14 protein-coding genes are annotated in these 12,853 nt (G+C 66.7%); 8 read left to right on the forward strand and 6 right to left on the reverse strand.

Annotated features, from left to right (window positions below):
* Positions 1 to 227: 227 nt before the first annotated feature.
* From WS96_RS13050 to WS96_RS13065, 4 genes are all read left to right on the forward strand, one after another.
* The gene (locus WS96_RS13050; protein WP_059832991.1) at positions 228 to 722 is read left to right on the forward strand and encodes an LEA type 2 family protein; all 495 of its coding nucleotides are present in this window, start codon (positions 228 to 230) and stop codon (positions 720 to 722) included.
* A 153-nt stretch (positions 723 to 875) separates the two neighbouring features.
* Positions 876 to 1,208 carry a YegP family protein gene (locus tag WS96_RS13055; protein WP_034209811.1) on the forward strand — a complete coding sequence of 111 codons (333 nt, stop codon included), beginning with the start codon at positions 876 to 878 and terminating at the stop codon, positions 1,206 to 1,208.
* A gap of 135 nt (positions 1,209 to 1,343) precedes the next feature.
* The gene (locus WS96_RS13060) at positions 1,344 to 2,477 is read left to right on the forward strand and encodes a methyltransferase (protein WP_059832994.1); all 1,134 of its coding nucleotides are present in this window, start codon (positions 1,344 to 1,346) and stop codon (positions 2,475 to 2,477) included.
* Positions 2,478 to 2,566: 89 nt separating this feature from the next.
* On the forward strand, positions 2,567 to 3,457 hold the full coding sequence (locus WS96_RS13065) for a class I SAM-dependent methyltransferase (RefSeq protein WP_059832997.1): 891 nt from the start codon (positions 2,567 to 2,569) through the stop codon (positions 3,455 to 3,457).
* A gap of 51 nt (positions 3,458 to 3,508) precedes the next feature.
* Here WS96_RS13065 and WS96_RS13070 read toward each other — a convergent pair whose 3' ends face one another.
* Both WS96_RS13070 and WS96_RS13075 read right to left on the reverse strand, forming a co-directional pair.
* On the reverse strand, positions 3,509 to 4,081 hold the full coding sequence (locus tag WS96_RS13070; RefSeq protein WP_034209813.1) for a DUF1415 domain-containing protein: 573 nt from the start codon (positions 4,079 to 4,081) through the stop codon (positions 3,509 to 3,511).
* Positions 4,082 to 4,157: 76 nt separating this feature from the next.
* Positions 4,158 to 4,778 (reverse strand): TetR/AcrR family transcriptional regulator, encoded by a 621-nt coding sequence (locus tag WS96_RS13075; RefSeq protein WP_059833000.1) that lies wholly within the window; start codon positions 4,776 to 4,778, stop codon positions 4,158 to 4,160.
* A 217-nt stretch (positions 4,779 to 4,995) separates the two neighbouring features.
* Between WS96_RS13075 and WS96_RS13080 the strand changes: the two genes are divergently transcribed.
* The 3 genes from WS96_RS13080 to WS96_RS13090 all read left to right on the forward strand — a co-directional run bounded on the left by WS96_RS13080 (position 4,996) and on the right by WS96_RS13090 (position 8,479).
* Positions 4,996 to 6,279, forward strand: coding sequence for an MFS transporter (locus WS96_RS13080; protein WP_059833083.1), 1,284 nt, complete (start codon positions 4,996 to 4,998; stop codon positions 6,277 to 6,279).
* A gap of 156 nt (positions 6,280 to 6,435) precedes the next feature.
* Positions 6,436 to 7,041, forward strand: coding sequence for a nitroreductase family protein (locus tag WS96_RS13085; RefSeq protein WP_034209815.1), 606 nt, complete (start codon positions 6,436 to 6,438; stop codon positions 7,039 to 7,041).
* Positions 7,042 to 7,228: 187 nt separating this feature from the next.
* Positions 7,229 to 8,479 (forward strand): Hsp70 family protein, encoded by a 1,251-nt coding sequence (locus WS96_RS13090; protein ID WP_059833004.1) that lies wholly within the window; start codon positions 7,229 to 7,231, stop codon positions 8,477 to 8,479.
* 98 nt (positions 8,480 to 8,577) lie between these two features.
* Here WS96_RS13090 and WS96_RS13095 read toward each other — a convergent pair whose 3' ends face one another.
* Entirely contained in the window at positions 8,578 to 8,781 is a 204-nt protein-coding gene (locus WS96_RS13095; RefSeq protein ID WP_006477070.1) for a cold-shock protein, read from the reverse strand.
* Positions 8,782 to 9,200: 419 nt separating this feature from the next.
* On the opposite strand from WS96_RS13095, the gene WS96_RS13100 reads away from it, so the two are divergent.
* Positions 9,201 to 10,799, forward strand: a complete 1,599-nt coding sequence (locus WS96_RS13100) for an APC family permease (protein WP_059827611.1) — start codon at positions 9,201 to 9,203, stop codon at positions 10,797 to 10,799.
* Positions 10,800 to 10,908: 109 nt separating this feature from the next.
* On the opposite strand, the gene WS96_RS13105 is transcribed toward WS96_RS13100, so the two are convergent.
* From WS96_RS13105 to grxD, 3 genes are all read right to left on the reverse strand, one after another.
* Positions 10,909 to 11,700, reverse strand: coding sequence for a DODA-type extradiol aromatic ring-opening family dioxygenase (locus tag WS96_RS13105; protein ID WP_034209818.1), 792 nt, complete (start codon positions 11,698 to 11,700; stop codon positions 10,909 to 10,911).
* A 200-nt stretch (positions 11,701 to 11,900) separates the two neighbouring features.
* Positions 11,901 to 12,497 (reverse strand): UbiX family flavin prenyltransferase, encoded by a 597-nt coding sequence (locus WS96_RS13110; RefSeq protein WP_047899672.1) that lies wholly within the window; start codon positions 12,495 to 12,497, stop codon positions 11,901 to 11,903.
* Between the two features lie 24 nt (positions 12,498 to 12,521).
* Positions 12,522 to 12,833 (reverse strand): Grx4 family monothiol glutaredoxin, encoded by a 312-nt coding sequence (gene grxD, locus WS96_RS13115; protein WP_006477066.1) that lies wholly within the window; start codon positions 12,831 to 12,833, stop codon positions 12,522 to 12,524.
* Between the last annotated feature and the right edge of the window lie 20 nt (positions 12,834 to 12,853).

Genomic DNA, 12,853 nt, shown 5'->3' on the forward strand with positions numbered 1-12,853 from the left:
TTGGGTAAAGGAAACGAAAAAATTAGAAAGCGCATCTATTGAATTCCTGGCGCTTCATTGAATGCTGAAAGGCATTAATGCGCTTTCCGTTCGGCTGGAAATTTCGTAGTTTTAATCTATTAACGATCTTGCGGCGTCGCGAAAACTACGAAATCCGGTGAAGGGCGGCACGGTCGGTACAATGCAGCGACGAACCCGTTCACCGATTGCCGAGAGGAGACCGTCCCATGCCGCGAGCCCTGTTCCGTATCGCGCCGTTGCGCGCCGTGCTGCTGCTGTTCGCCGCCGTGTTCCTGCTGGGTGGTTGCGCGGCGCTCACGCGCGAGCCGGTGCGCGTGTCGGTCGTCGGGCTCGACCCCCTGGTCGGGCAGGGCCTCGAGATGCGCTTCAGCCTGAAGTTGCGCGTGCAGAACCCGAACGATGCGCCAATCGACTACGACGGCATCTCGGTCGCGCTCGACCTGAACGGCACGCCGTTCGCGAGCGGCGTCAGCGACCGGACGGGCACCGTGCCGCGGTTCGGCGAAGCCGTGCTCGACGTGCCTGTTTCGGTGTCGGCTTTCGCGGCCGCGCGGCAGGCGTGGAACCTGCCCGGCGCGGCCGCGAACGGCGAGCTGCCGTATGCGCTGCGCGGCCGGCTCGCGGGCAGCGTGCTGGGCACGGTGCACTTCAGCGACGTGGGCACGCTGCGTCTGCCGACCATGCCGGGGTGGGGCGGCTAGGTCGTCCGTCGGCGTGCAACGTCGGTCAAATGTGTCTAAATATTCACTATTTAACAATATTTAACGCCTATCTCCGTGGAATATCGGTTTTCGTCGGCGTGGGCCCTGCACTTGGCGATGTCCGAGGGTCGGACGTTCTTTTAGGGGAAATCCATGGCGGCAAAATTCGAGCTCAAGAAAGCCACGAACGGTCAGTACTACTTCCACCTGAAGTCGGCGAACGGCGAGATCATCCTCGCGAGCGAGCGGTACGAGGAGAAAAGCGGCGCGAGGAACGGGATCGCGTCCGTACGGGAAAACGCGCCGCTCGACGCGCGCTACGAACGGAAGCTCGCCCACAACGGTGAGCCCATGTTCAATCTGAAGGCGGCCAATCACCAGGTCATCGGTACGAGCGAGACGTACAGCAGCGAGCAGGCACGCGAGAACGGCATCGCGGCCGTCAAGCGCGACGCGCCCGTTGCGGAAACCTTCGATCTCGCCTGATTGACGGTCGCGCCGCGACGAACGCTTTCGGGCGGCCGTCGCGGCGCCTGTTTTGCCGGGCCGGGCAAAGCGCGGTATGGTGTGGTCCGCGCGGCGAATTCTCGCCGCCGTTGAAGCCAACCGTACCGAGTTCGCGTGACCGATTCCCCCGTTTTCCACTGGACCGACGCCGACGGCGTCGATCATGCCGTGCGCTGGCGCTCCGAAGCCGGCGTGCAACCGCCGAAGCGCGCGGTGTCCGCCGACGACCGCCTCACCGCCGACGTGGCCTACCGCCTCGCCTGCGAGGGCACCGCGCTCGTCTGGCAGGGCGACTTCCAGAATGCGCGCCAGCTCGTGCAGGCGATGGCGCGCCGTGTCGAACGCAAGCCGAAGAAGGCGAAAGCCGCGGCCGGCGTCGATGCGTTCAACCTGCATCGTCTCGCGCAATCGCAGCGCGCCCGCACGCTCGGCATGCTGCTGATCCCGCTCGACGCCGATTACACGATCCCGCTGCGCCGCGCGCCCGACGTGCGGGCGGCCTGCGAGGAGGCGTACGGCCCCGGCGGCGCGCCGTCGGTCGTGTCGCTGCGCGAACTGCTCGGCCTCGTCGGCGCGCATGAATGGCGCAAGAAGGGCGTGCCGATCCCGGCGCTCGGCGGCGCGCCGATCCATCCGCACTACGGCGTGTTCTCGCCGGTGCGCGGCGAATACGTGACGCTCGTCGCGCGTGCGCCGCTGCCGGCGACGTCGCTCGCATTCGATATCGGCACGGGCACCGGCGTGCTGGCGGCGGTGCTCGCTGCGCGCGGCGTCGAGCGCATCGTCGCGACCGACCAGGATCCGCGCGCGCTGGCTTGTGCGCGTGAGAACGTCGCGCGGCTCGGGCACGCGTCCCGGGTCGATATCGTCGAGGCCGACCTGTTTCCGCCCGGCCGCGCGCCGCTCGTGGTCTGCAACCCGCCGTGGGTGCCGGCCCGGCCGAGCGCGCCGATCGAATATGCGGTCTACGACCCGGACAGCCGCATGCTGCGCGGTTTCCTCGCCGGGCTGGCCGCGCATCTGGAGCCGGGCGGCGAGGGCTGGCTGATCCTGTCCGATTTCGCCGAGCATCTCGGCCTGCGGCCGCGCGACACCTTGCTGCAGTGGATCGACGAAGCCGGCCTCGTCGTGCTCGGCCGCGACGACATCCGCCCCGCGCATCCGAAGTCGACGGACGCCGACGATCCGCTGCATGCGGCGCGTCGGGCCGAGGTCACGTCGTTGTGGCGGCTCGGCGTCCGGGCCTGAGTGCGTATTTTCGGTAAACTACCGCCATTCCTCACGAATTCCCGCCGCCGGGCCGTGGTCGACAGACCGTGGCCCGGCGCCGCTTCACGATGTCGAACAAGACCCACGAAATCCGTCCGGAGCAGTCCGTCGAACTGCTGAAGGAACTGCACATCCTCACCCGCGACGGGAAGCTGAACCAGGACAGCCGCCGCAAGCTGAAGCAGGTGTATCACCTGTTCCAGTTCATCGAGCCGCTGCTCGCCGGCGTGCAGGCCGACAAAGGCGACGTGACGCTCGTCGATCATGGCGCGGGCAAGTCGTATCTCGGCTTCATCCTGTACGACCTGTTCTTCAAGCAGCAGCCGGGGCACGGCACGCCGGCGTTCGCGTCGCACGTGTACGGCATCGAGACGCGCGAGGAACTCGTCACGCGCTCGACCGAGCTCGCCGCGCGGCTCGGCTTCGGCGGCATGTCGTTCCTGAACCTGTCGGTCGCCGATTCGATCACGTCGCCGCAACTGCCCGAAACGGTCGATGTCGTCACCGCGCTGCACGCATGCGACACGGCGACCGACGACGCGATCCGCTTCGCGCTCGCGAAGCGCGCGCAGCACATCGTGCTGGTGCCGTGCTGTCAGGCGGAAGTCGCGGGCGTGCTGCGCAAGAACAAGGGCAAGTCGCTCGCGAATGCGCTGACCGAGGTGTGGCGGCATCCGCTGCATACGCGCGAATTCGGCAGCCAGATCACCAACGTGCTGCGCTGCCTGCAGCTCGAAGCGCACGGCTACCAGGTCAGCGTGACCGAGCTGGTCGGCTGGGAGCATTCGATGAAGAACGAGCTGATCATCGCGCAGTACAAGAACCTGCCGCGCCGCAAGCCCGGCGAGCGGCTGACCGAGATCCTCGGGATGTTCGGGCTCGCCGAACTCAACGAGCGCTTCTTCGTCGCGCAAGCCGCTTCGGCGGGCGGCGGCGCCGTCGAGCCGGCCGAAGGCTGACGTGCGGCCGCACGGGCATCGCGCCCGCGCCGCCTGGCGTTGCACGCCGCGTCACACGTCGTCGCCCGGCCGGCGCATCCATTCGCGCCAGCCTTCGTGGCCGAGGCGGCGTAGCGTTTCCTGATTCTTTTCGTAGATCGCGGACGCGTCCGGGAACGCGTCGACCGCGCGCGCGATGCTGTCCTCGCGCAGCAGGTGCAGGATCGGATAGGGCGCGCGGTTCGTGTAGTTCTCGATGTCGTCGGGTTCGGCGCCTTCGAACTGGTATTGCGGATGGAAGCTCGCGATCTGCAGCACGCCGTCGAGCCGCAATTGCCGCACGAGCCGCTCGGCGAAGAACAGCGCGTCGTTGTAGTCGACGAAATCGGCGAACGCGTGCGGGTAGATCACGAGCGTCGTATCGACCTGCCGCGGGTCCGCCGCTTCCAGCGCGCGCAGCTCGGTTTCGAGTTCGGCGAGCGCGTCTTCCAGCGTCGTCGCTTCGCTGATCGCGTAGCGCACCTGTTCCTTCACGTAGACGCTTTTCGCGAACGGGCACAGGTTGAGCCCGATCACCGCGCGCGCGAGCCAGTGCCGCGTGGCGGCGAGGATGTCGTCGTGCGAGTCGGGGCGGGTGTCGGTCATCGTGATGCGAGTCGGGCGAAAGGGCGAAGAGAGCGGCATTGTAGCGGGCGCGCCGGGGACGAGCGCGCGCCGGCCGTCACGCGCACGCGGCTTCGATCAACTGCGTGACGAGCGCGGGCGCAATGCCGATCGGCGTTTCGCCGTGCCGGTAGGTCTGGCTCGCCGCGTAGATGCCTTCGACCACCAGCGCGAGCGCATCGGCCAGCGCCTTCGGCTGTCGCGCGCCGGCGCCTTCGCAAAGCGCGACGAGCCGTTTCATCAGCTGTTCCTTGTTCTGCGCGACGCGTTCGCGTGCCGGGTGCGACGCATCCGGGAATTCGGCGGCGACGTTGACGAACGGGCAGCCGCGATAGTCCTTTTGCGTCGCCCGCTCGGCGAGATCGACGAAGTACTGGATCAACTGCGCCTTCGGCTGCCCCGGATGCTTCGCGACGCTCGTGTCGAGCCGCTCGAAGAAGCACGCGTCCATCCGCTCCAGATACGCGAGGATCAACTCGTCCTTCGACGAAAACTGGCGGTACAGGCTCATCTTGTTGACGCCCGCGCGCTCCACCACCGCTTCGACGCCGACCGTTCGCACGCCTTCCTTGTAAAACAGCTCCTCGGCGGCTCGCAGCAGGTGCTCCTGCGCGGTCGCGCCGTCGATCGGCCGGCGCGTGCGCCGCGCCAGCGGCTTGGCGACCTCGATGTCCGACATGATGACCCTCGACTTCGTGATGAATTGCTTGACATGTTACCGACTGGTAACTACGATCGCAACACACTTGTGACCGACCGGTAACAATGCCGGTCGGATCGACGGGAAACATGCCAAGCATCGGCCCGGGTCAGCCGATGCAGCGTGCGGCGGAGGTGGCCTGGTTGGGGCGGAGCCGGTGCGACGACACCGGAACCGCCAACTGGAGAACATGAAGATGAACTGGGCAGTGACACGAATCGGCGGGCGCTTCCATTACGGATGGCTCGCGGCGGCGGTGGTATTCCTGATCCTGCTGGCGGCGGCCGGCACACGCGCGACGCCGAGCGTGCTGATGGTGCCGCTCGAGCGCGAGCTCGGCTGGAGCCGCGCGGCGATTTCGCTGGCGATTTCGGTGAACATCGCGCTGTACGGCCTGACGGGCCCGTTCGCGGCCGCCGCGATGCAGCGCTTCGGGTTGCGCCCGACGATCCTCACCGCGCTCGTGACGATGGGTGCGGGCGTCGCGCTGTCGTCGATGATGACGCAGAGCTGGCAGATGGTGCTGATCTGGGGGCTGATGGTCGGCTGCTCGACGGGCGTCGTCGCGCTGACGCTGTCCGCGACCTTCGTCACGCGCTGGTTCCATGCGCGGCGCGGCCTCGTGATGGGGATCCTGACCGCGAGCACGGCCACCGGCCAGCTCGTGTTCCTGCCGATGCTCGCGGCGATCGCGCAGCGCCACGGCTGGCGGCCGGTCGTGCTGGTTGTCGCGGTGGCGGCCGCGATCGTGATTCCGCTCGTCGCGTTCCTGCTGCCCGAGCGGCCGGCCGACGTGCAGTTGCGCCCGTACGGCGAGCCGGCCGATGCGCCGCCCGCACCCGACGCGACGAAGGAGAACCCGCTCGCGGTCGCGTTCCGCACGCTGCTGACGGCGAGCCGCTCGCGCGACTTCTGGCTGCTGTTCTTCAGCTTCTTCATCTGCGGCGCGAGCACCAACGGCTATGTCGGCACGCACCTGATCGCGATGTGCAGCGACTACGGGATGACCGAAGTGCAGGGCGCGTCGCTGCTCGCGGCGATGGGCGTGTTCGACCTGTTCGGCACGACGCTGTCGGGGTGGCTGTCCGACCGTTACGACAACCGCGTGCTGCTGTTCTGGTATTACGGGCTGCGCGGGCTGTCGCTGATCTACCTGCCGCATGCGTTCGGGATCGATTTCTTCGGGCTGCCGCTGTTCGCGATGTTCTACGGGCTCGACTGGATCGCGACCGTGCCGCCCACCGTGCGGCTTGCGACCGACGTGTTCGGCAAGGCCGCGGCGCCGGTCGTGTTCGGCTGGATCGTCGCCGGCCACCAGCTCGGCGCGGCGTTCGCGGCGCTCGGCGCGGGGCTGCTGCGCGCGAGCCTCGGCACCTACACGATCGCGTCGATGATCTCGGGCGGGTTGTGCATCGTCGGCGCGCTGATCGTGCTGCGGATCAACCGCGGCCCGTCGCGCGCGGCCGCGCAGGCAGCCTGATCGCGGCGGCCCGGCCGGCCGCACCCGCTGCGGCCGGCCATTGCACGCACGGAGATTTGCATAGCGCGGCAGCATCGGGCGCGCTGTCGCTCAAGCAGGTATGCTTGCGGTTCGCCGGGCGTTCGCGCCCCTTCATCGATGTCAGCGAGGAACCGCATGTCCGTCAAACCTGCTCCCACCACTGTTTCGATTCACGATCTGATCGCGGGCCGCTGGAGCCCGCGCGCGTATTCGGATGAACCCGTCAGCGCCGGCGATCTCCACGCGGTGCTCGAAGCGGCGCGCTGGGCGCCGTCCGCGTACAACGCGCAACCGTGGCGTTTCATCGTATTCGATCGCACCCAGGACGAAGACGCGTTCAAGCGCGCGTTCGCGACGCTGGTGCCGTTCAACCAGGGCTGGAATGCGCCGGCGCCGGTGTTGATCGCGGTCACCGCGCACACGTTGACGCCGAAGGGCGAGCCGGCGCCGACCGCGCTGTACGACGCCGGCGCCGCCGCGATGTCGCTGGTGCTGCAGGCGCACGCGCTCGGCCTCGCCGCGCACCAGATGAGCGGGTTCGACGCGAAGGCGTTCCGCGACGCGTTCGCGATTCCGGCGGACGTCGCGATCGTGTCGATCATCTCGCTCGGCCACTACGGCAACGTCGACAAGCTCGATCCCGTGCTGCGCGATCGCGAGAAGGCGCCGCGCACGCGCCATGCGATCGGCGAAGTCGTCTACGCGGGCGCGTGGAAGAAGAGCTTCGACACGGCAGCCTGATCCTGCAGGCGGGCAGGCGGCGTCGCGCATCCTGCCCGCGCATGTTCCCGGCGCGCCACGCCCCGCGCCGGCCGCCGCCGGTGCCCGTTGCGCGGCCCCGGTGGCCGGCCCGGTTGTGATCGCGCGGGCTTCATGTTAAAAAGCCCGTCCTTTCCGTTTTCGCGCCGGCCTGCTGCGGCACCTTCCCATGACTTACTGCGCGATCGATTTCGGCACGTCCAATTCCGCCGTGGCGCTGCCCGACGGCGACGGCATGCGCCTCGCGCCCGTCGAGGGCGACCATCTGACGCTGCCCACCGCGATCTTCTTCAACAACGACGAAGAGACGGTCGAGTACGGCCGGGCGGCGCTGGCCTCCTATATCGACGGTTTCGACGGCCGGCTGATGCGCTCGATGAAGAGCATTCTCGGCTCGCCGCTCGCGGAAACGACGACCGATCTGGGCGACGGCAGTGCGATCGCGTACACCGAAATCATCGCGCGTTTCCTGACGCACCTGAAGCGCAAGGCCGAAGCGCGCGCGGGCGCGCCGATCGGCCGTGCGGTGCTCGGCCGGCCGGTGTTCTTCGTCGACGACGATCCGCGCGCCGACCGCCTCGCCCAGGCTCAGCTCGAGGCGGCCGCGCAATCGGTCGGCTTCGCGGACGTGCACTTCCAGTACGAACCGATCGCCGCCGCGTTCGACTACGAATCGCGCCAGCCGGCCGAGCGTCTGGTGCTCGTCGCCGACATCGGCGGCGGCACGTCCGACTTCTCGCTGGTGCGCGTCGGCCCGCAGCGGATGGCGCGGCTCGAGCGCAAGGACGACGTGCTCGCGCACCACGGCGTGCACGTCGCGGGCACCGACTACGACCGGCGTGTCGAGCTGGCGGCGATCCTGCCCGCCTTCGGCTACCGTTCGCTCGATCCGGAAGGGCGCGAACTGCCGAACAAGATCTACTTCGATCTCGCGACCTGGCACCTGATCAATACCGTCTACACGCCGAAGCGGCTCGGCGAGCTGAAGCTGATGAAGCACCTGTACCAGGATCCGCGGCAGTACGACCGGCTCACGAGCGTGGTCGAGCAGCGGCTCGGGCATGCGCTGATGGCGCGCGCGGAAGAAGCGAAGATCGGCGTCGCGGCGGGCGGGGAGACGATGATCGACCTGAACGACGTGGAAGAAGATCTGCTGATCGCGTTCGACGCGGATCGCCTCGTCGACGCGAGCCGGGACGATACCGCGCGCATCGTCGATGCCGCGCGCGAGACGGTGCGGCTTGCGGGCGTTGCGCCGCGCGATGTCGGTGCGCTGTATTTCACCGGCGGTTCGACGGGGCTCGCATTCCTGTCGGGCGCGCTCGCCGGCGCGTTCCCGGATGCGCAGCCGGTGTTCGGCGATCGCCTCGCGAGTGTCGCGACGGGTCTCGGTATTCACGCGCAGCGACTGTTCGGCTGAATGGAAGGCGGTTACCGGTCGCCATGCAGGATGACCGGCGCCCAAAAACAAAAAGCCCCGCCGAAGCGGGGCTTTTTTACACGAATGATCGCGCCAGCTTAGACCGGACGGATGTTCGCAGCTTGCAGACCCTTCGGGCCCGTCTTCACTTCGAATTCAACCTTCTGGTTTTCTTGCAGCGTCTTGAAGCCTTCGACGCGGATTTCCGAGAAGTGCGCGAACAGATCGTCGCCGCCGCCTTCCGGGGTGATGAAGCCGAAGCCCTTTGCGTCATTGAACCACTTGACGGTACCGGTTGCCATGTTACTTGTTCCTAAAAAAATAAAACGGGGCCGAAGCCCATGGTGTGCGGAAAATCAAGGAAGGGGTAATAGGACCAACCGGAGTACCGTTGATGGGCGAACTACGAAAGAACCAATTCACTCGCCACTTGAAATCCTGCGAAGTCCTTTATACGGCTAATCGGTCTGACGGTCAACCGTATTCCCATGCTCTCAGGGTTATTGCGGAGATCAGGTTTACAAAGCTTGCAAGCGATGCGAATTTTTTGTAGGGGCCGATCGATTTTGGCGCCACGTTCGAGGTGCAACCGTTAAACTACGCGCCGCGTGGACGGGTTGCCCCGATCGGGTGACCCTCCCCCCAAGAATGCGTGCGCGGTGCGGTCCGAGCCGATCCCGGACCGCCGGCCGACCATGCTTTTTGAGACACAGGAGAGGATGTGAAGAGTTCTATTCAACGGAACATCGGCCCGTTTGCATTGATGCTGACGGGGCTGGGTTCGATTATCGGCTCGGGCTGGCTGTTCGGTGCCTGGAAGGCCGCGAAGATCGCCGGTCCGGCGGCGATCTGCGCATGGATCATCGGCGCCGTCGTGATTCTCGCGATTGCGCTGACGTATGCGGAACTGGGCGCGATGTTCCCCGAGTCGGGCGGCATGGTGCGCTATGCGCGCTACTCGCACGGTTCGCTGGTAGGCTTCATCAGCGCATGGGCCAACTGGATCGCGATCGTCTCCGTGATCCCGATCGAGGCCGAAGCGTCGATCCAGTACATGAGCACGTGGCCGTATCCGTGGGCGCATGCACTGTTCGTGAACGGCGAATTGCAGACACTCGGCCTGCTGCTGTCGGCCGTGCTGGTCGTCGTCTACTTCATGCTGAACTACTGGGGCGTCAAGGCCTTCGCGCGGGCGAACACCGCGATCACGATCTTCAAGTTCCTGATCCCCGGCCTGACGATCCTCGGCCTGATGCTGACGAGCTTCCACGCGGAGAACCTCGGCACCGCGTCGAGTGCGAGCTTCGCGCCGTACGGCTGGTCGGCCGTGCTGACCGCGGTCGCGACGAGCGGCATCGTGTTCGCGTTCAACGGCTTCCAGAGCCCGGTGAACCTGGCCGGCGAAGCGCGCAATCCGGCGCGCAGCGTGCCGTTCGCGGTGATCACGTCGATCCTGCTCGCGCTCGTGATCTACGTGCTGCTGCAAATGGCGTATATCGGTTCGGTGAACCCGGCCGACGTCGCGAAGGGTTGGGCGCACTTCAACTTCTCGTCGCCGTTCGCGGAACTCGCGATCGCGCTGAACCTGAACTGGCTCGCGATCCTGCTGTACGTCGACGCGTTCATCAGCCCGAGCGGCACCGGTACGACCTACATGGCGACGACCACCCGCATGATCTACGCGATGGAGCGCAACAACACAATGCCGAAGATGTTCGGCAACGTGCACCCGATCTACGGCGTGCCGCGCCAGGCGATGTGGTTCAACCTGCTCGTGTCGTTCGTCTTCCTGTTCTTCTTCCGCGGCTGGAGCTCGCTCGCGGCGGTGATCTCGGTCGCGACGGTGATCTCGTATCTGACCGGCCCGATCAGCCTGATGGCGCTGCGCCGGTCGGCGACCGACATCGAGCGTCCGCTGTCGATTCCGCTGATGAAGCTGATCGCACCGTTCGCGTTCGTGTGCGCGTCGCTGATCCTGTACTGGGCAAAGTGGCCGCTGACGGGCGAAATCATCCTGCTGATGATCGTCGCGCTGCCGGTGTATTTCTACTTCCAGGCGAAGGCGGGCTGGACCGGCTGGGGCGCCGACCTGAAGGCGGCATGGTGGCTGGTCGCGTACCTGCCGACGATGGCCGTGCTGTCGCTGATCGGCAGCAAGGAATTCGGCGGTCACGACCTGCTGCCGTACGGCTGGGACATGGTGGTCGTCGCGGCGATCTCGCTGGTGTTCTACTTCTGGGGCGTGAATACCGGTTACCGGACCCAGTATCTCGACGAGCGCGAGTCGCACGACGAGATCCTCGAAGGGGTCGGTGTCTGACGGCCGACCTGTCGCCGGATTCGGCGGCGGCAGGATGCCGCGATAAAAAGAAGCCCGCCCGAGCGATGCCCGGGCGGGCTTTTTGCTGCCTCGGCCGTTGGGCCGCGGCTCAGGCGCCGGCGCTCGCGAACACGTAGTTCGTCATCGCGAGCACGCGCTGGTAGGTGCCGAGCGACTGGATGCCGAGCCGGTAGTCGTCGTCCGCCGCGCCGAGCGCCGCGAAGACCGGCAGCAGGTGCTCGTCGGTCGGATGCATCAGCGCCGCGTGCGGCGCCTGCCGACGGTAGTCGAGCAGCGCGTCGACGTCGCGCGCAGCAAGCTTCGCCTCGAACCAGTCCGTGAATTCCGCGACGCGCGGATCCGCATCCTCGGGCGCCGCGCCGAAATCGGCGGCGCGCAGGTTGTGCGTGATCTGGCCCGAGCCGATCACCATCACGCCGTCGTCGCGCAGCGGCCGCAGCGCGCGGCCGAGCGCGAAGTGATGCGCGGCGTCCGCGCGCGGCTGGATCGACAGTTGCGCGACCGGCACGTCGGCTTCCGGAAACATCAGCAGCATCGGCACCCACGCGCCGTGATCGAGGCCGTGTTCGGTCGTCGCGGTCGCGATGCCGGCCGCGTTCAGCAGCGCGGCGGCGCGCTCGGCGACGTCGGGTGCGCCCGGCGCCGGATAGCGGATGTCGTACAGCGCCTGCGGGAAACCGTAGAAGTCGTGAATCGTGTCCGGATGCGCGGCGACGCTCGCGACCGGCCGTTGCGTGCCCCAGTGCGCGGACAGCATCAGCACCGCGCGCGGGCGCGGCAGTTCGGCGCCGAGGTGCGTGAACGCGCCGGACGGCAGCGCCGGGTCGATCGGCAGCGTCGGGGCGCCGTGGGACAGGTACAGCGAAGGCAAGCGGTTCATGGTGGTGACCTGCAGAAGGATTTGCCTGTGACTATAGGCGCGCACCGTGCATTGATAAATCGGCGAACGGGAATTTGATTGACGCTTGTTCGTTGATAATCGTGGCGGCGGCGATCAATCGAATGCGGATTCGCATCGAAAGTGGGAAATCGCCGGAATTGCCGCGAAGATCGATGGAGATGCGCGCAAAAGCGGCGCGGTTACTGCGCGTGCCGGATGCCCGCCCACGGTGTCGTGAGCGGCGCGCTGAGCGCGAAGAGGTCGAGGACGCGCGTGACGGTCTGGTCGACGAGTTCCTCGATCGTCTTCGGCATCGCATAAAACGCCGGCAACGGCGGAAAGACGATGCCGCCCATTTCGGTGACGGCGGTCATGTTGCGCAGATGCGCGAGGTTGAACGGCGTTTCGCGCACCATCAGCACGAGACGGCGGCGTTCCTTCAGCGTGACGTCGGCCGCGCGCGTGATCAGGTTGTCGGACAGCCCGTGCGCGATGCTCGCGAGCGTCTTCATCGAGCACGGCGCGATCACCATGCCGTCGGTCGCGAACGAACCCGACGCGATCGTCGCGCCGACGTCGCGTACCGAATGCACGACGTCCGCACGGCTTTCGACATCGGCCTTCGGCAGCTTCAGTTCATGCTGGATGTTGAGCCAGCCGGCGTTCGAAATCAGCAGGTGCGTTTCGACGCCGCCGGCGGCGCGCAGCAGGTCGAGCAGCCGCACACCGTAAATCGCGCCGGTGGCGCCGGTGATCGCGACGATCAGCCGGCGTGGCGGCGCGCTGGGAGATGCCATCGAAAGGGGGACGGGTGCCGCGTATCAAGCGGCGGCGAACAGTTGCTGCAGTTCGCCCGACTGGTACATCTCCATCATGATGTCCGAGCCGCCGATGAATTCGCCCTTCACGTAGAGCTGCGGGATGGTCGGCCAGTTCGAGAATGCCTTGATGCCCTGGCGGATTTCGTCGTCCTCGAGCACGTTGACCGTCTTGAACTGGTCGACGCCGCAGGCCTTCAGCACCTGCACGGCGCGGCCCGAGAAGCCGCACATCGGGAATTGCGCGTTGCCCTTCATGAAGAGCACGACCTGGTTTTCGTCGACGATTTGCTTGATACGTTGTTGGGTGTCCATGACTGACCTTGCGTTTGCGG

It is taken from the genome of Burkholderia sp. MSMB1835 (genome assembly GCF_001526365.1).
GTDB lineage: Bacteria > Pseudomonadota > Gammaproteobacteria > Burkholderiales > Burkholderiaceae > Burkholderia.